This window comes from Mucilaginibacter pocheonensis (assembly GCF_031456535.1).
Taxonomy (GTDB): Bacteria; Bacteroidota; Bacteroidia; order Sphingobacteriales; family Sphingobacteriaceae; genus Mucilaginibacter; species Mucilaginibacter pocheonensis.
In genome coordinates, this window is the sequence record NZ_JAVDUU010000002.1 from 632,310 (window position 1) to 650,271 (window position 17,962).

General features: G+C 42.3%; 19 protein-coding genes. 6 read left to right on the forward strand and 13 right to left on the reverse strand.

Translation table 11 applies throughout. The features are described 5' to 3' along the window. The first annotated feature begins 11 nt into the window (after nt 1-11). Together J2W55_RS09665 and J2W55_RS09670 are read left to right on the forward strand one after the other, a co-directional pair. Nucleotides 12-584, forward strand: coding sequence for an RNA polymerase sigma factor (locus tag J2W55_RS09665; protein ID WP_310094876.1), 573 nt, complete (start codon nt 12-14; stop codon nt 582-584). Nucleotides 585-597: 13 nt separating this feature from the next. After that, nucleotides 598-1,974 (forward strand): carboxypeptidase-like regulatory domain-containing protein, encoded by a 1,377-nt coding sequence (locus J2W55_RS09670; RefSeq protein ID WP_310094880.1) that lies wholly within the window; start codon nt 598-600, stop codon nt 1,972-1,974. Nucleotides 1,975-2,071: 97 nt separating this feature from the next. Here J2W55_RS09670 and J2W55_RS09675 read toward each other — a convergent pair whose 3' ends face one another. From J2W55_RS09675 to J2W55_RS09710, 8 genes are read right to left on the reverse strand one after another with little or no spacing between them, the layout of a single operon-like run. After that, nucleotides 2,072-2,803, reverse strand: coding sequence for a DUF4197 domain-containing protein (locus J2W55_RS09675; protein ID WP_310094883.1), 732 nt, complete (start codon nt 2,801-2,803; stop codon nt 2,072-2,074). 38 nt (nt 2,804-2,841) lie between these two features. Further along, a complete protein-coding gene (locus J2W55_RS09680; protein WP_310094886.1) occupies nt 2,842-3,852 on the reverse strand; it encodes an inorganic phosphate transporter in 1,011 nt (336 codons plus the stop codon). A 20-nt stretch (nt 3,853-3,872) separates the two neighbouring features. Further along, nucleotides 3,873-4,523, reverse strand: a complete 651-nt coding sequence (locus tag J2W55_RS09685; protein WP_076371689.1) for a DUF47 domain-containing protein — start codon at nt 4,521-4,523, stop codon at nt 3,873-3,875. Nucleotides 4,524-4,570: 47 nt separating this feature from the next. Continuing rightward, the gene (locus J2W55_RS09690) at nt 4,571-5,635 is read right to left on the reverse strand and encodes a sensor histidine kinase (protein ID WP_310094895.1); all 1,065 of its coding nucleotides are present in this window, start codon (nt 5,633-5,635) and stop codon (nt 4,571-4,573) included. Between the two features lie 9 nt (nt 5,636-5,644). Next, nucleotides 5,645-6,343, reverse strand: a complete 699-nt coding sequence (locus J2W55_RS09695; RefSeq protein ID WP_310094898.1) for a methyltransferase domain-containing protein — start codon at nt 6,341-6,343, stop codon at nt 5,645-5,647. A gap of 18 nt (nt 6,344-6,361) precedes the next feature. Then, on the reverse strand, nt 6,362-7,486 hold the full coding sequence (locus tag J2W55_RS09700; RefSeq protein WP_310094900.1) for an NAD(P)/FAD-dependent oxidoreductase: 1,125 nt from the start codon (nt 7,484-7,486) through the stop codon (nt 6,362-6,364). 3 nt (nt 7,487-7,489) lie between these two features. After that, entirely contained in the window at nt 7,490-8,599 is a 1,110-nt protein-coding gene (locus J2W55_RS09705) for a type III polyketide synthase (RefSeq protein WP_310094903.1), read from the reverse strand. A 21-nt stretch (nt 8,600-8,620) separates the two neighbouring features. Further along, nucleotides 8,621-9,154 (reverse strand): YceI family protein, encoded by a 534-nt coding sequence (locus J2W55_RS09710; RefSeq protein ID WP_310094906.1) that lies wholly within the window; start codon nt 9,152-9,154, stop codon nt 8,621-8,623. A gap of 167 nt (nt 9,155-9,321) precedes the next feature. Between J2W55_RS09710 and J2W55_RS09715 the strand changes: the two genes are divergently transcribed. Beyond that, entirely contained in the window at nt 9,322-10,206 is an 885-nt protein-coding gene (locus tag J2W55_RS09715; RefSeq protein WP_310094908.1) for a UbiA family prenyltransferase, read from the forward strand. Between the two features lie 217 nt (nt 10,207-10,423). Here J2W55_RS09715 and J2W55_RS09720 read toward each other — a convergent pair whose 3' ends face one another. The 5 genes from J2W55_RS09720 to J2W55_RS09740 form a co-directional block, all read right to left on the reverse strand. Then, the gene (locus tag J2W55_RS09720; RefSeq protein WP_310094910.1) at nt 10,424-11,734 is read right to left on the reverse strand and encodes a carbohydrate porin; all 1,311 of its coding nucleotides are present in this window, start codon (nt 11,732-11,734) and stop codon (nt 10,424-10,426) included. Between the two features lie 42 nt (nt 11,735-11,776). Beyond that, complete coding sequence (locus tag J2W55_RS09725; RefSeq protein ID WP_310094913.1) at nt 11,777-12,424, reverse strand: HD domain-containing protein; 648 nt, start codon at nt 12,422-12,424, stop codon at nt 11,777-11,779. Nucleotides 12,425-12,528: 104 nt separating this feature from the next. Next, on the reverse strand, nt 12,529-12,771 hold the full coding sequence (locus J2W55_RS09730) for a helix-turn-helix domain-containing protein (protein WP_310094916.1): 243 nt from the start codon (nt 12,769-12,771) through the stop codon (nt 12,529-12,531). 197 nt (nt 12,772-12,968) lie between these two features. Continuing rightward, nucleotides 12,969-13,466, reverse strand: coding sequence for a hypothetical protein (locus J2W55_RS09735; protein WP_310094918.1), 498 nt, complete (start codon nt 13,464-13,466; stop codon nt 12,969-12,971). Next, entirely contained in the window at nt 13,467-14,639 is a 1,173-nt protein-coding gene (locus J2W55_RS09740) for a THUMP domain-containing class I SAM-dependent RNA methyltransferase (RefSeq protein ID WP_310094925.1), read from the reverse strand. Nucleotides 14,640-14,728: 89 nt separating this feature from the next. On the opposite strand from J2W55_RS09740, the gene J2W55_RS09745 reads away from it, so the two are divergent. From J2W55_RS09745 to J2W55_RS09755, 3 genes are all read left to right on the forward strand, one after another. Next, nucleotides 14,729-15,097, forward strand: coding sequence for a DUF3127 domain-containing protein (locus J2W55_RS09745; RefSeq protein ID WP_310094928.1), 369 nt, complete (start codon nt 14,729-14,731; stop codon nt 15,095-15,097). Nucleotides 15,098-15,359: 262 nt separating this feature from the next. After that, the gene (locus J2W55_RS09750; protein WP_310094930.1) at nt 15,360-17,171 is read left to right on the forward strand and encodes a sensor histidine kinase; all 1,812 of its coding nucleotides are present in this window, start codon (nt 15,360-15,362) and stop codon (nt 17,169-17,171) included. Nucleotides 17,172-17,251: 80 nt separating this feature from the next. Next, a complete protein-coding gene (locus tag J2W55_RS09755; RefSeq protein WP_310094933.1) occupies nt 17,252-17,944 on the forward strand; it encodes a response regulator transcription factor in 693 nt (230 codons plus the stop codon). Nucleotides 17,945-17,962 lie beyond the last annotated feature (18 nt).

Consider the following 17,962-nt stretch of genomic DNA (forward strand, 5'->3'; position numbering starts at 1 on the left):
TGCGCTTTTTAATGACCAATTCTATCAAACCGAATAAACAAAGTCCGCCGACTGACGACGAGCTGCTATCTATTTACCGTAGTAACGGGGATGTTGCGGTTTTAGGCCAATTGTTTGAAGGATATATGCCTTTGGTTTATGGCGTTTGTTTAAAATACCTCAAAGATGAGGAGCTGGCAAAAGACGCGGTGATGGGGATATTTGAAGAGCTGGTTGTTAAAGTGAAACAGCACAATATCAGCGTATTCAGGAGCTGGTTATATGTACTTGGGCGCAATTATTGCTTGATGCAATTAAGGGCAGGTAAAAAGATGGAGTTGGTTAATTTGGATGATGTTATGGAATTTACCCCGCTTTTGCATCCTGATACTGATAACCGCGAAGGAGCTTATATAGCATTGGAGCGCTGTATTGATAAACTGACCGGGGCGCAAAAACAAAGCATTGACCTTTTTTATTTAAAGGAGAAATGTTATAAAGAAGTAGCGGATATTACCGGGTTTAGTTTAAACGAGGTGAAAAGTTATATACAAAATGGCAAACGGAATTTAAAAATTTGCCTGGAGAAGAGCAGTGAGCAATAAAAAAGCAGATATAGTGCAGATAAGGAAGTACCTGAACGGGGAGCTTAATGCTACAGCTATGCACAAGCTGGAACGTGAGGCCCTTGATGATCCGTTTTTAATGGATGCGCTGGAAGGGTACGGTGCTGTAGCAAAAGATCAGCAGGATAATCTTAATGAGCTGTCCGGGCGCCTGGTGCAGCGTACAAATGCAAAAAGCGGGCGTATCATTCAGTGGAAGGTATGGTCAATAGCGGCATCGGTTATAATAGTGCTAACTATTGGGGGCTTATGGCTAAAAAAAGCACCTGTTAGCCAGAAAGTGGCCAATGTGGTAGTGCCGGATAAAACCGTGGTAAAACACAAAGACACTTTAAAGACCGAAGCGCTGGCATCACAGGCAAAAGCGCCACTAATAGCTCAAAATTCAAAACCCGCGCCGGTGTTGAAACAGGCTGACAAACCTGTTGAAAAGCAGGCTGATAATGCGGTTTATCAACAGGAAATATCTGCCGCCGACAATAATGCCAGGTCTCCGGCAGCCGCTCCGCAAACCAGCGCGGGTTATACCGCGAACGAGCCGCCTAAGGTGATCCTGCGTGAGGTTAAACCCCAGGCAGAAAAAAAGGATAATACCCAGCAGTTAAGCGAAATGGTAGTGATGAACTACACTCAGCAGAGCAAACAGGACAGTGCGGACAATGCTGAGATGCTGAAAAACAAGGCAAAGTATTCTGTATCAGCGGTTGACAAAAAACTACAGGGCAAGGTAGAAGGATTAACAGTGGTGACCTCAAAAGATGCTAAAACACAATTTGGAGGCCAAATTCCCGGCACCAATATTTCGGGCATTATTATTTCAAAAGACGACGGCTCACCTGTAATTGGGGCCGCCATACGCGTTAAGGGAACCAATAAAAGCACCGTTACCAATACGTATGGGCATTTTGCTTTGCCGGCATCAGGCAATAATAAAGAAACACTGGATATAGTTTCCATAGGCTATGAAAAGAAGCAGATAAACGCTAAAGCCGGCGACAGCTTAAAAGTAGAGCTGGATCAGGATAAAGCGGCGCTAAGCGAGGTTGTTGTTGTTGGCTATGGAACTAAGAAAGAAGCGGATGAAGAAACGGCTGTTCAAAGCGCGCATCCGCAAAATGGCTGGAGCGACCTAAAAAAATATTTACAGGCCAACACCTTTTTGCCTGACGGCACTACCGGTAATGTTAACGTAATTTTCACCGTTGCGACTGATGGCACACTGAGTGATTTTAAAATTAAAAAAAGCCTGAATACACAGGCCGATCAAAAGGCGATAGACCTGATAAAGAATGGCCCTTCATGGGTTGGGAACAATAGCCATAAACCGGAGCAGGTTACCATAAAGGTTAAGTTCCAAAAACAAAAATAACCCGGAGCTGTGACAAACTAAAAAAGTATCCCCGGAGGTATTAAACAAAAAAGCGAAGGGTTTTCCTTCGCTTTTTTGTTTAATGATTATATCCTGATCATGCTTTTTTCTTCCTATCGGCAAAAGCAAATACTTTTTGCAATAACGGTGTGGTACGCGCACCCAGGTTTTGGCGAATGTTCAGCTCTTCTTTAGCTATTTCAACAAATAAGCCCGAAATAGCCTTTTGCGTAACATAATCGCTGATATCAGGGTTAAGCTTTGTTACAAAGGGTACCTTGTTATATGCCTGCGCGGCATCTGTATAATATTTTGTAGCGTTTACTTTATTAAGGCTCCCCTGTATTACCGGTTTAAATTTAAGCGTAAGTTGTGAGGTAGTGGTCCGTTTAAAATACTGGGTTGCAGCGTCCTGGTTGCCCAACAAAATATTGGTAACATCCTGCAGGGTCATTTGCTTAATAGCATCAACAAAAATAGGTTTTGCCTGCTTGGCTGCATCTTCGGCAGCGCGGTTAAGGGATAGTATTACATTATCGCATAAGCTGTTTAAGCCAAGTCCGCGTAAGGTTTTTTCGGCTTTTTGAGCCTCTGGCGGAAACAGGATCTTAATAGCCGCGTTACCAAAAAAGCCGTTTAAAGCCGAAAGCTGGTCTGAGCTTTTGCCAGTGCCAATTTCAAGGGCTTGTTTAAGACCGTTGCCAATTTCTAATGTTGACGGGGTTCCCTGCTGTTGTACAGTTGCCTGTGCAACCTGATTCAGGGTATCGCAACTGGTTAATGTTATAAATAACAGTAAAGACGTTATTACTAAAATTTTTGATCTCATGGCGGTTAAATTAGTAAAAAAATACAGCCCCGGAAGAATTATCCGATAACCTTTAATAAGGCAAATACACCCGCGGCAATAAGGGCAGATATAGGTATGGTTATGATCCAGGCCCAAACCAGGTTAATGGTTACGCCCCAGCGCACCGCCGAAACCCGCTTGGTTAAGCCCACGCCAATAATTGAACCGGTGATAGTATGTGTGGTTGATACCGGAATACCAAAACGTTCGGTTATAAAAAGAGTAACGGCACCTGCTGTTTCGGCACTCACCCCTTCAAGCGGGGTTACCTTGGTGATTTTTGATCCCATGGTCTTTACAATCTTCCATCCGCCCGACATGGTTCCTGCGGCAATAGCCGAGTAACAGGCAAGTGGTATCCACTCGGGCATGGGCGCACCGCTTTTAATTACGTTTGAGGTAACCAGGGTTACGTATAATATACCCATCACCTTTTGCGCGTCGTTACCGCCATGCGCATAACTCAACGCTGCCGATGAAACCAATTGCAGCCTTTTAAACCAGCGTTCGGCAACGGCGGGCTTGGCCCTTTTGCAAATGTGCAGTATAAGTATGGTTACTAGATAAGCTATTAACAAACCAATAAAGGGCGCAAGTACAATATATGCTATAATGGTTACCACATATTGAGTTTCAATGGCGCTTAAAGGATTTAAGTGCATATAAAGCGCGTTGGTCATCCCGGCGCCTGCAAAACCGCCTATAAGCGTATGAGACGAGCTTGAGGGTATACCAAACCACCAGGTGATGAGGTTCCATGATATGGCGGCTATTAAGCCGGCAAGTATTACGTGGATGGTTACAAAATGCTCCAGTACAATTTTTGAAACGGTATTTGCAACCTTATGGTCTTTTATAAAAAAGTAGGCAACAAAGTTAAACACCGCGGCCATTAAGACAGCCTGAAAAGGTGTTAATACTTTGGTTGATACGATGGTGGCAATAGAGTTTGCAGCGTCATGAAAACCATTGGTATAGTCAAACAGAAGGGCAAGTACAACAACAACAACAAGTAGGGAGGTAACCATTTAGTGATGATTAAGTATGCTTAAGCGTTTTTAACTAAAATTGATTCCATAACGTTCGCGGCATCTTCGCACATATCGGTGGCGGTTTCCAGCGCGGCAAGTATCTCTTTGTATTTTATAAGGCGGATGGCATCTTTTTCATACAGGAACAGGTCGGCTACGGCACGGTCAAAAACATAATCAGCCTGATTTTCCACACTGTTTATCCTGATGCATGAATCGGCAATGTTGCGCACATTACGCAGGTCTTTTAATTCCTTTACCGCTTTTTCCAGGTCAATACTGGCCTGTAATATCAGGTCAGACAATTTGCGGATGTGCTCATTAAAGTCATCTATTTTATAAAGGCTCATGCGGTTGGCGGCCCCATGAATATAATCGGCCACATCATCAATGGCGGTGGCCAGCGCATGTATGTCTTCGCGGTCAAAAGGAGTAATAAAGTTTTTGCCCAGTTCCAGGTATATCTGGTGGGTTAGCTCATCGCCTTTATTCTCTAACTTATCAATCTGTTTATACAGTTCCTCCTGTGTAGCGGGGTTATTGGAGTTTACAGCCTCAACCAATACCGTAGCCATAGTAACTACGTTGCTTGCTGCCTGCTCAAATAAAGGAAAAAATATCTTTTTATCCTTGGGTACAAAATACTGGAATATACTGTTAAGTGACATAATGCTTTAAATTGGGGTAAAGGTACGTTTGCTATGTTAAGTTAATGTTAACTTTTTAACACGGGTATATTCGGTAAATGTAAGGTTTGTTTGGCAATTTGCAGTGTAAATCCAAATGTAGATCCCAGGCCTTCGGTGCTGCGCACGTTAATGGTTTGCTGGTGAGCCTCAATAATGTGCTTTACAATGGCCAGCCCCAGTCCCGAGCCGCCAATTTGCCTTGAGCGACTGCTGTCTGTGCGGTAAAACCGCTCAAATAAGCGAGGAAGGAACTTTTCTTCGATGCCAATGCCATCGTCGGTTACCTCAACCAACACCTGGTCATGCAGCACAAAAAGACTTACCGATGTGCTGCCTTCTTCTTTTCCGTACTTAAATGAATTGTCAATAAGGTTAACCAATACCTGCCTTATTTTTTCACGGTCGGCATATACCAGTATGCCCTCATCATATTTTTGTTTAAATATTAATTTAATATGGTATTGCTTCCCTTTAATTTCCAATGATTCAAAAACCTCCTTGATCAGGTCATTGATCTTGAATTTGCTGTAATTAATAGGTATCTCGCCCGATTCAAGCTTTGATATCTCATCCAGGTCTTTGATCAGGTAGCTCAGGCGGTCAACGTTTTTTGAGGCCTTTTCCAAAAACTGACGCGCCATTTCACGGTCGTCAAAATCATCATCCTGCAGTGCCTCAATATAGCCTTGTATGGCAAAAAGCGGGGTTTTAAACTCGTGTGAGATGTTTGATAAAAAATCGCGGCGAAATTTTTCCTGTTTGCGCAGTTCGTCAATCTCTATCTTTTTTTGCTTTGCCCATTCTTTTACCTCAGCTTCCACATCGTTAATGGGATTGGCGCTTACATGTTCGCCCAGTGCATCCCTTAGGTCGCGGCCCAGTTTTAAATTGTGGATAAGCTTGTAGATAAGCTTTATGCGCGAATAAATGTATTTTTCAATAAGGTAATAAAAAACCACATAGCTGGTGATGAGGGTAGCCAGAAAGGTAACCATAACATCGTACCACTTGTGCTGAAAATAAAAGTTAACGGCTGATAGCGTTATAGCCACGCCCAGGGCGGTTATTAAAACCAGTACACGCAAATTCATATCGTAAAGTTACAATTTGCGGATGACTAACTGCCAGCGAAATGGCCAGCGCCATGTTAAATTATAGTTATCAATTGCAGCTTTTTTTAATAAGGCCACTAAATCCTGTTTTTTAAAGGCCCGTTTTACAGAAAGCGGCCCGTCATGGCGTGCCATTTTATTGCTGGTAAAAATTCCGGTAATAAGTTTTATGGCATAGTACAGTACCCAGTGCCGGTGCAGATCGGTGATAATGATGCCTTTACGTGCCGAAGCGTGCATGTTTTTAATAAGCTGTACCCATTGCTCGTCATCAAAATGATGAGTGAAAAGGCTGCTGATAATAATGTCATGTGTTTTTATATCGCCTTTATCTGTAATAACATTGGCCTGCACATAATCAATATTAGTAAATCCGGCAGATGCTTTGCGGGCAAAGCTGATAGCGGCAGGTGCCATATCAATGCCGGTCAATTTTAAATCAAGCTTATTTTTAGCAGCCCATTTGGCAATAGCAATTAAAGTATCGCCCCCGCCGCACCCCCAGTCGCTTATGGAGTAACCGGTTTGTATGGGGAAATTCTTCAATACGTTTATCAGACTTTTGTGCCCGCCAAACCAGGAGTTTACCTTAGCCAGGCCCGCTAAAACCGGCGCTATTTCGCTATGCGGCAAATCCGGGTCGTCCATTATTTCGGCGTCAAATACACGTGTTCTTAAATCAGGCATACCATAATTACGTCGGGGTCAGGAAAAAGGTTTGCCATGGGTTTGACTGATCAAAAAACGCGATACTGCGGGGAGCCCTTTTAAAATATTTAAGGTAAGAGCGGTAGTATTGTTATTACCGAATAAACGCTGTAACTGACGCCCTACCCACAGTCTTTGTGCAAACCGGCTATTCCAACTTTGGGTGTAATCGGCTTCAAGGTTTAAACGGGCACTATTAGTGAATTTACCGGGATGATAATGCCTGATGATCTTTTCTGATAGTATTTTGGCCGAATGGATAGCCATGGTCATGCCATTACCGCAAAGCGGCGCTATCATTCCGGCAGTGTCGCCGCTCATCAGGATATGATCCTCAACCGGCGATTTTTTTTCGAAAGATATTTCATTGATCACCTCTGGCTTATCCAGCAAAAAATCGGCGTTAGTAAAAATGTCATCCAGGTATGGGTTTTTGCGGATCACGTTTTTTTCCAATGCTTCTAAGGTGCCGTATTTGCGCAGGTCGTCCCGGTGGGCCATATAACACATGCAATAACGGTCGCCATCGGTTTTACTTACGCCGCAATAGCCATCCTTATAATTATTAAGCTGAATAAGGTCATCGGGAAAATCCATGCGGACATGAAACTTTACGGCCAGGTAGGGGCTGCGTTTATAAAAGAACGGCCGCTTTAGTTTTTGATCAAGATTGGAGCGTTTGCCAAATGACCCGATAACCAGCGGTGCAATTAATATATCACCGGGGATATTTACCTCAAAATGATCATCAACAAAGCGGATATCCTCTGCCCTGGTGGCGGTCATTATGTTTACGCCCTCAAGAAGTGCCTTATTATACAACAAATTATCAAACGTAAAACGGCTTAAACCAAAACCGCCAAGATCAAGTTTTTGTGAAAGTTTGGCGCCCGATACCGCGGTAACCTCCAATCGGTTAATGCGCGCAACATTTAATTCTTCCAGGTCGATATCAAATTTGTGAAGAAAAGGAATTACCTCGTTTGATATATATTCGCCACATACCCTGTGCATGGGATAGGTTTTTTTTTCGATAACTGTAACCCGGAGACCGGCACGGTTAAGCAAAATAGCATTGAATAAACCAGCCAGGCCGCCGCCAACTACAATTACATCGTTCATGGGTTAGTGCATTTCCAGTATCATACCTTCAACCGTTAACCCCGGCCCAAAAGCGAAGCTCATGATTTTTTGGCCCTTGAGGTTTTGTGCCGCCAGCATTTTCTGCAAAACAAATAATATAGTAGCCGACGACATATTGCCATACTCCTGCAGGGTTTGATAAGCAAAGGCATTGCTTTCTTCAGGCAGTTCAAGAGCCTCTTCTACCGCCTCGAGTATGGTGCGGCCGCCCGGGTGTACCGCATAGGCAGTTATATGCCCGGCATCGGTTTTGGCTTTCTGCAAAAAACGATCTGTTAGGGCCCTGATGTTTTTTTTGATCTGTTTGGATACCCTCGAAGTAAGTTTCATTTCGAAACCGGTATTGCCCACGTACCAGCCCATATCATCGCGGGCCTCGGTTACAAACTCGGTATAAAAGTTCTTTAAAGAAAGGCAGGTGCCCTTGCCCAAACGATTGGCCATATTTTCAACCAGTACAGCTGCTGCACCATCGCTAAACAAAGAATTGGCCACCCAGTTGTCAAGCGTATTGCCTTTTTGAAAATGCAGGGTGCAAAGCTCAACACTTACTATCAATACTTTGGCGTGAGGGTTGGCCCGGCAAATATAATCGGACACTTTTAACGCGTTGATGGCCCCATAGCAACCCATAAAGTTAATACAGGTGCGCTCGGTATCACGGTTCAATTGCAGTTTTTCAACCAGTTCAATATCAATGCCCGGCGCATACATGCCGGTACAGCTAACGGTTATCAGGTGGGTTACTTGCTGTAAAATGTCGGCATCAAAACCATCCAGGCAATTTTGTACTGCTTTAATGGCAATAGAAATAGCCTCGCGCTCGTAAAACTTTAACCGTTTTTGTGTGCCGGGAAAAGGTTCAAGATCAGCAGTTTGTTCAAAAAAAACGTATTGCGAAGCATCGGTAGTGCCAAAATCAGGGATCACCGAATAGCGGTAATCAATACCCGAATGGTCATAAATGCCTTTAAGCCTTGCGGCGTTAATTGCATCCAGTCCAAATGCGTTCACCATAAAATGGTAAATATCATTTTGCGCTAATCGGTTGTCGGGATTTGCTATCCCAATGGCACTGATGCAACTATCCATTTAAAATTATATAAGCCCTGCTTATTTGCTGATCTGAGCACTTACTGTAACTGTGGCCTCATCAGACAGCACCATGTTTTTGCTGCCAATGCCAAAATCAGCCCTGTTTATAGTAAAACTTCCGTTAAATACGGCGGTACTTCCCGACTCGGCATATGTAAAAGGCACATCAATCAACTTTGTTTTATCTTTTATAGTTACGTTGAAACTGCCGATATAGTTGCCTGAGCTTTTTTGTTTAAACGATACAGATTTCAGCGTGATTTTTGGATAGGTGGCCACATCAAAGTAATCGGCGCCTTTAAGGTGCGAATCGCGCATGCTGTTTTCTGTATTAACAGAGCCTGCATCAACAGAGCCCTCAATGCTGCTGTTTGCCAAATCTGTGGGTTTAAATTGTATATTAGCCTGTAACCCGCTAAAATTACCAGTGGTATTAATACCCAGGTTCTTGATTTTAAATGTTACAGCCGATTTGGTGACCGTAGATTTTACCTGCGCAAAACTGCTGCTTACTAAAGTTACTAAAATTAAAGCGATATATATTTTTTTCATCTCGAAGTTACAACGTTCTTTTCAAACATAACATTTTACACCGCATCAACTTTATATTCTGTATCAATGAAGCAACCATGTTCAAAATCGTTACGTTTATAAAGATATAGGTTGGTTTAAACTTTAATAAATGTTTACTGTAACTTTACTTAAACAATTGCGCCCGGATGAAATTTAAACAGCTAATACCCACTTCATCGGCATGGGCCCATCTCCGGTTTGTTTTTTCTGTTTTTTTGCTGCCTGTATATCTGTTTGCCTTTAGCCAGGCAACGGGTATCCGTCCGGCGCATGCGCTGCTCATATTTTTTATCTGGCATTTGCTGGCTTACCCGGCAAGTAACGGGTATAACAGCTATTTTGACCGCGATGAAGACAGCATTGCTTTGTTGGCCAAACCTCCAGAGGTTGATATCAGTCTTTATTATTTTTCGATATTGCTTGAGGCAGTGGCATTTTTGCTGGGGTTTTTTATTAGTTGGGAGTTTGCCTTTGAGGTATTGTTGTACGGCATTATGTCGAAACTATATAGCCATCCGGCTACGCGGTTAAAAAAATACCCGGTTATTAGTTTCCTGGTGGTTTTCTTTTTTCAGGGGGCGTTTATTTATTTTACAACGTACACCGCTTTGAGCGGATCAAGCCTGTTTGATCATTGGGATACCGGCTTTGTTGTGGCGGGGGCTATTTGTTCGTGCCTTATCGGCGCATCGTATCCGCTTACCCAGGTTTATCAGCATGCTGAAGACAGCCGCCGCGGCGATATAACGCTGAGTTTGTTGCTGGGCTATAAAGGCTCTTTTATTTTTTCGGGGATATTGTTTGCGCTGGGGATAGCTTTGTCTTATTATTACTGGCATTCCATGGGAATGATGCTTAATTTTTACTTTTTTTTGCTTTGCGCGCTGCCTATATTTTTGTTTTTCAACTACTGGTTTTATAAAGTGGGCCAATCAACGGCAAATGCCAATTATAAAAATGCCATGCGCATGAATTTTTTAAGCTCGGCCTGCATGTTGGTCTATTTCGGTGTGCTGGCCGTGTTTGGATAACGCTGCTTATGTCACTCTTCGCCTTGCGACGGCAAGCGGGTTTGGAGGGTTTTAAACGTTTTCTATTAAGGCTGTAAATATAAATGCTTGATTATCAAGTGTTCATTAGCGTTCACGGTGTTCACGGCGCGTGAACGTGAACACGATGAGGTTTTCCGCTGCACCCCGGCCTACAGGCCCGGCCGGGTGAGGCGGTTATTTAAAGTGAATGACCCGCTTAAAACTCCACATGTGCCCTCAGCGAAAAAACATTTACCGGGCCGCGATCTTTATTGTAAGCCGGGTTCATGATAAACTGGTAATCGGGACTAAGCCAGAATTTTTTCTCAAAGGCGTTAACTTTATAATATAGCTCGGCTATAAGTTCGTGACCGTAGTTTAACCTGCCATCCCCAATTATAAAACCATAACCACCTGCCGCAAGATAATCACTGTGGGCTTTTGACAAACCGTTAGCTACAAAGGCCAGGCCCAGTTCATCGTCGCCACGTTTCCAGGAGCTTCCCTTAAGCACACCGCCAAAGCTCAATGAGCGGTCTATCTCGGTAAAATACCAGGTTTCTGTTTTGCCATTGTTATAGCTTAGCTTAGCAAATACGCCAAAATCCTTGCTCAGGTACTGATCTGCACTGATACCGAAACCATATTTATGTTTGCCATATACCAGGTTGGTATCAACTACTGGATTGTTTGGATTCATAGCAAGGGCCTGGCGATAATTGCCCATTTTGCCATTATTGCGGAAACCCAACACTCTTACTGTTCCTTTGTTTCCGTTAAGTGTGTAGCGCCTTTCATATTCCAAAGTCTGGGTATTGGCTTTGCCAATTTTTGCATCCCATATGGCGCCGTTGGCCTCGGTAGTTGACATGGTAAAGGCAAAACGCAGGGTCCAGTTGGGTTGGCCTAATTCGGTATGTATGCCCATTACATAGCCCCGGGTATTGGCCGGGTAATCCCAGGCTCCATTATCCATTAACGCCCAGTTCATGAACTGTGTACGCGGGTCATGGCTAAATTCATTACCATCATAAAAATCGGCCATGCCAAATTTACCAACGGTTACTGAGAAATAACGTTTGCTTTTGAGTCCGCCCAGTTGGTTCAGGTCATCGGCAATCGTATCTTTTTCCCTGCCCCACTCAAAATTTTGTGTAAAGTATAACCTGGCGATGTAAATTTTGGGTTCGGCCCCACCCACTCTAAAGGTCTCGCCATTGGGGAAACCTGCTGCCCCGAGTGTTTTGCTCAGACCCGAACCACCTGACAATTCCGGATTAAAATAGGCTTCGGCTCCTTTCCATAACCTTGCCCCGCCAAAAAGAGTGGTTGTTAATGAACTCTGTGTTTCTGACTTGGTGAGCAAACTATTAGCACCTGTATAGTCTGCACCAAAGGAGGGCTTATACTGAGTAATTACGGTTTGCTGGAAATGAAAGTTAAAACGTTGCTGTTTTAACGTATCCTGCGCGTTTGACAGGGTAATTATTTTAAACAGGATCAAAGAAAGCAGTAAGGTTTTTTTCATAAGCCTTAATTTTTGCGCAAAGAAAGGCAATCTTTATTTAGTTTACAACCCGCATTCCATATAAAACTGCTGCAAATATGCCTCCATAAACTCATGTCTTTGCAGGGCCAGTTTCTTGCCTGTTTCCGTATTCATTTTGTCTTTTAGCAATAAAAGCTTTTCATAAAAATGATTAATGGTAGGGGCGGTTGTATTTTTATACTCCTCCCTGGTCATGTTCAGGTTTGGTTTAATTTCAGGGTTGAAAAGTTCGCGACCTTTAAATCCTCCGTAGGTAAATGCCCGGGCAATACCTATAGCGCCAATGGCGTCAAGGCGGTCGGCATCCTGCACAATGGCCAATTCGGTTGAATGAAAAGTAGCTTTATTGAAACTTGCCTTAAATGATATATGCCTGATAATTTGTTGCACATGCTCAATAACAGCAACATCAACATTTATGCTGCGTAAAAACTGCCCGGCAGTAAACGGACCTATCTCTTCATCGCCGTTATGAAACTTACTGTCGGCAATGTCATGCAATAGTGCTGCGAGCTCCACAGTAAGCAGGTGTGCATTTTCGGTTTGGGCTATTAGTTTAGCGTTTGTCCAAACCCGTTGAATATGCCACCAGTCATGGCCGCCTTCGGCGTCTTTAAGCGTATCGCGAACAAATTTTACGGTTGCATCAATAATGTTATTGTATTCCATCTGCTGCAAATTTAAATGAAAAGCTTAAAGGTGGTTCAAAACAAAGAAAATGATCTTTCTTCGAACACATATTTAAAAATTTCAGGCTTTTTGCTTCGCGCTTGTTAAGCAGCAACTTCTTTTTCGGTATTTATGAGCTCATGAACATCAGCATTTAATATAGCTGCGATCTGAAAAAGCCGTTCAACGGTTATTTTGGTATAGCCCAGTTCAATTTTACTATACGCGTTTTGAGATATACCCAATTTTGCAGCGAGGTATTCCTGAGTATAATTAAGGGTTTCTCTCTCGTTTCTGATATTGGCAGCAATTGCTTTTATTTTGAAGTTCAATAAGTCTTTCATCATTTATTTTATCTGGTTATATAATAAACGATTATAACTATGAAAAGGATTGCTGATTTTTACTTTTAATTACAAAATTTTTTTATTTAGCGAATAAAACGACGAATTAAATAAATATCTATATATAAAATGCAGTGGAAAGCTGCCTATTTATAGCATACCCCACAAGTCATCCGTTCCTCTAAATTGTTATCTTAGTCTTACTCCGCTATATCATAACTAACAACAACCGTTGGCAATAGCGTAGCATACTCTAAAGGTACCTGATTATATGATATAATGGGTTTACGCTGACTATAAAATTTGTAAGCTTCTTTTATTGTAGCGTTACTGGCCATGGTTGGCGGGTTAAAGCTGATTGAAAAAGGAATAATGAAATCATGAAATTTTTCATGATCAGGGATAACCCATTTATGGTTCGATTTTTTGAGGGCCTCTATAATAGGCAGAGTTAAAATATAATCATCGGCGTAATAAACGATGATCTTTTTAATGGTTCCTTTTTCATCAGCTGTGAATTTAAATACAGCAGTACCCGAGGCTTTCTTCTTAATGATCTCCGGCGAAACTTTCAGGCTGTCTCTAAAAAAGCGGGTCATTACAGAGCCTCCGCCCTGAAAGGGGAATGCCAGTTCAGTTTGTGCTTTACAGTAAACAGATGATAAAACAGCTATGGTAAAAAATATGATCTTCTTCATTTATACTTCTTTTGGCTCTCTTTTGCTGCCTTCATACAATTCGTATTCCAAAAGGCGGCAATCCAGTTTGCCATTGTAAAATTCAATTTTTCGTGACGGGCGCAAACCGATCTTTTTTGCCAGGTCGGGATTGCCGGTAAAAATATAACCACGGTAACCCAGGCATTTTTTCTTCATGAAATCGCCCATACGTTTGTAGGTAGCTTCAAGTTTGGAGTGTACGCCCAGTCGTTCGCCATACTCGGGGTTAAACATTACCACACCTGCATCTTCGGGCACTTCAGTATCTTCAAAGTCACAAACGCTAAAATCGATCAAATGTTCTACACCGGCGGTTTTTGCATTTTTTTTGGCGATGTCAACCGCGTCAGCAGATATATCAGTAGCAATGATCTTAAAGCCGGTCTCTTTTTTGGCCTTGTCCTTTAATTTGCGCCGTTCTGTAAAAAATACCGTTTCATCATAGCCTAAGATGTGCATGAAACCATAATTCATCCTGAATAAGCCCGGGCATTTATCCGTGGCCAGTAGTGCGGCTTCAATGGCCAGTGTACCTGAGCCACACATAGGATTAATAAAGGTACTTTCCCTGTCCCAGCGGGTAGCCATAATGGTTGATGTGGCCAGGGCTTCCAGCATAGGGGCTTTACCCGGTATTTTGCGATAGCTGTGTTTGGCCAGTGTTTCGCCCGAGGTATCGATAAAAATGTCGGCGTCGCTATCCTGCCAATATAGGTGCACCAGGGTTTTATTTGCATCGGCGCCAGAGTTAGGCCTGATGCCTTTTATTGACTTAATCCTATCGGCAATGGCATCCTTTACTTTTACGTTGGCAAATAAAGGTGTAAGGATATGCTCGTTATTTACATTGGATGACACAGAAAAGTACCCGGAAAAATCTATCAGTTTTTCCCATTCAATGGTAACCAGTTCATTGTAAAGCTCATTTGGATCAGCAGCTTTAAAGCTTTTTAACAGGTATAACACCTGGCTTGCGCAGCGCAGGTTAAGATTAAGCGCAATGCTATCGGTAACGGTACCCTTAAGCTCAACCCCGGTTTGAAAAACGCGGGTTGGTGTAAAGCCCAATGCCTCAACTTCCTGTTGCAGGTATGATGACAGCCTTTTGTTACAGGTAATTATGATTTTACTCTCGGTGTGGAAAACTTGCATATTATTTTGCGAATTTATAAATTAAAAACACCCTATTTTAATTTCTTATCTATTAACTTTACATTTTAAATTTTTTTGAGAAGATTATTATGGAAGTTAAAGGTAAGGTATATGAAGTGTCGCCAACAGTACAGGTAACGGAGTCACTTAAAAAGCGTGAACTGATACTTGAATATATTGAGAACCCTCAGTATCCTGAATATTTAAAGTTTGAAGCTATACAGGACCGGTGCAGTTTACTGGACAATGTTAAAGTAGGCGATGACGTTGAAGTTTTCTTTAACCTAAAAGGCCGCCCATGGACCGATAAAACAGGTAAAAAAAGCTATTTTAATTCGTTGCAATTATGGAGAGTGAACGCGCTGGCCGCAGGTGCCGGTAACGCTACCTCCCCGGAATATGCAGCGCCATCGTCAGATATCAGCTCATCAAGCGAGGATGACGATCTGCCGTTTTAATTTGCCTGCACAATAAGGCTTTACAAAAAGCGACCCATTTTTAACAAAAATGGGTCGCTTTTTGGTATAATACACACCCTCTATCTGGCTTTATACCCACCAATACTTCCTATTTTTGTATATTGTGTAAACTGAACACCTGACCAGGATTAGTAAATAGCAAAAGGTTATATTTCAAACCGTTATTGACTGTTGGCAATTGTTAAATTTTGTTAAAAGCAGTTATTGTAAAGTTATTTAAAATAATTTTGCTTGTTAATAAATGAAGAAAAGAAGTATTGGTTTAATTATAGGATTAATGGGTTTTGCACTTTTGGGTGTAATGGCCATGCAATTGTACTTTTTAAGGCAATCGTACCAGATGCAATCTGAACTGTTTGACCGCTCTGTTAATGAAGCGCTTAACAATGTGGTTTCAAAAGTCAGCAAACAAGACGCGGTAAATTTTTTGAGTAATAAAGCTCAGCGTAACGTTGCTAACACGGGTGACGGTAATGCCGAAATAAGGGTAATAAAAAGCAGCGCTAATAAGCAATATGCCTCAAAAGGGAAAAAACAAACTTTACGCGAAAAGAAAATAGCGATTTTACGTGATAGCCTGGAGCGGATGATCATGCACAAAAAAATGGATGATGAACTGGCCGGTTTGTTGCAACAGGAAAGCTCCGTTGATTTCCAGGTAAAGGTAGAGGAATATACTGATGAGTTTGGTGTGGTACATGGCCGTTTTACCCCGCAAATAGTACGTACACGTATCACCCGTACCATAAGTCGCCCCAAAAAACTGCATAAATACGATACCCTGAGGTATGTTTATATTGATCCGCAGTTTGGCAAGCAATTGATATCTGTGCCGCAGATCAATCCTTTATGGCAACGGGAACAGATACGGAAACAAAAAGAAAGGCAGGTTGCCCAGATAAAGAAGATGTTGGAAACGGATTCGCTGCAAAACCTCAGCAGCGGGAAAACAACCGTGATCGAGAACCTGGCCGAGGAATACCGCAAAACAGGGGAACCGCTAAAGAAACGTGTTAACCCTTTCTGGATAGATTCATTACTGCGGTTCGAGTTGCATAATAAGGGTATCTCTTTGCCTTTTAGCTATGAAGTAACCACAGCCAACAGCGATTCACTTATATTTTCAAGCGCTATTGATAATGACGGTACCAAGCCAGTGTTTATTGCAGCGAATACCTACCAGACACCAATTTTCAGTAAGGATGTGATCAATGATCCTGGTAAGATCAAACTGACCTTCCCACAAAAAAATTCATTGATACTCAGGAATATGACCGCCACCATGGGCACTACAGGTGGATTATTAGTGGTATTGATATTCTGTTTTGGCTATACGATCTTCTCCATTCTTAAACAGAAAAAGGTATCTGAAATGAAGATAGATTTCATTAATAACATGACCCATGAATTTAAAACTCCGGTATCAACCATCATGATTGCCAGTGAGGCTTTAAAGGATAATGAAATCACTGAGGATAGAAGCCGCGTATCGCGCCTGGCCAACATCATTTTTGAGGAAAATGCCCGTTTAGGCAGCCATATTGAACGGGTACTGAATATAGCCCGTATTGAAAAGGACGATTTTAAGCTGGACAAGAAACCGCTTGATGTAAATGACATGATAGCCGTTGTGCTGGATAGCATGGCCCTTAAGCTTCATAAATGCGGTGCCAAAACAACGCTGAGCCTTACTGATGAAAGCACGGTTATTATAGCTGACGAACTGCATTTTTCGAACGTGTTATATAACCTCATTGATAATGCCATAAAATACAGTGCCGACACCCCTGAAATAACCATAAGCACTGTGGTAAAAGGTGGGCATGTGCTTATAAGGGTGGCTGACAAGGGCATCGGCATGAGCCGCGACCAGCAAACAAAAATATTTGAACAGTTTTACCGTATTCCAACCGGTAATCTCCATGATGTTAAAGGATTTGGTTTGGGGTTAAGTTATGTAAATACGATAGTAAAAAGACTTAACGGCACAATTAGCGTAAGATCTGAAAAAGAAAGAGGCTCGGAGTTTGAACTTAAATTTTCGCTGACTTAAAACAGGGGAAAGATTAAAAGGTAAAGCATTAAAAATCCGGGATTTGCGGTCTTTTCCGACTTCCGGGCTAAACAAATTACATGAAGAAAATACTACTGGTTGAGGATGATGCCAATTTGGGTTTGCTACTACAGGACTACCTGCAGTTAAAGGGTAAATTTGATGTTGTTTTGTGTAAGGATGGTGAAGAAGGTTTGCGGGCTTTTACCAAACAAACATATGACCTGTTGATATTGGATGTAATGATGCCCAAAAAAGATGGCTTTACATTGGGTAAGGATATCCGTAAAATAAATCCGCATGTACCTATTATTTTTGCCACCGCCAAGGGCATGATAGAGGATAAAATGCAAGCCTTTAACCTGGGTGGCGATGATTATATTACCAAACCTTTCCGCATCGAGGAGTTGCTGCTCCGCATTAACGCCTTGCTTAAACGTACCGAAAACACCGAGAAAAAGGAGGAAGAAAAGCAAACCCTTTTTAAAATAGGTCGCTATACATTTGATTATACCACGCAGATCATCACTATTGGCGATATGCAGCAAAAACTATCGACCAAAGAGGCCGAATTGCTTAGGCTGCTTTGCATGCGTAAAAATGAAGTGCTTACGCGTGAGGAAGCTTTGCTGAACATATGGCATGATGATAATTATTTTAACGGCCGCAGCATGGATGTGTTTTTGAGCAAGATACGCAAGTATTTAAAGGACGATCCTAACGTAGAGATCATTAACGTACATGGTCGCGGCTATAAGCTGCTCATCAATTAACCGCACGGAATAAACTGA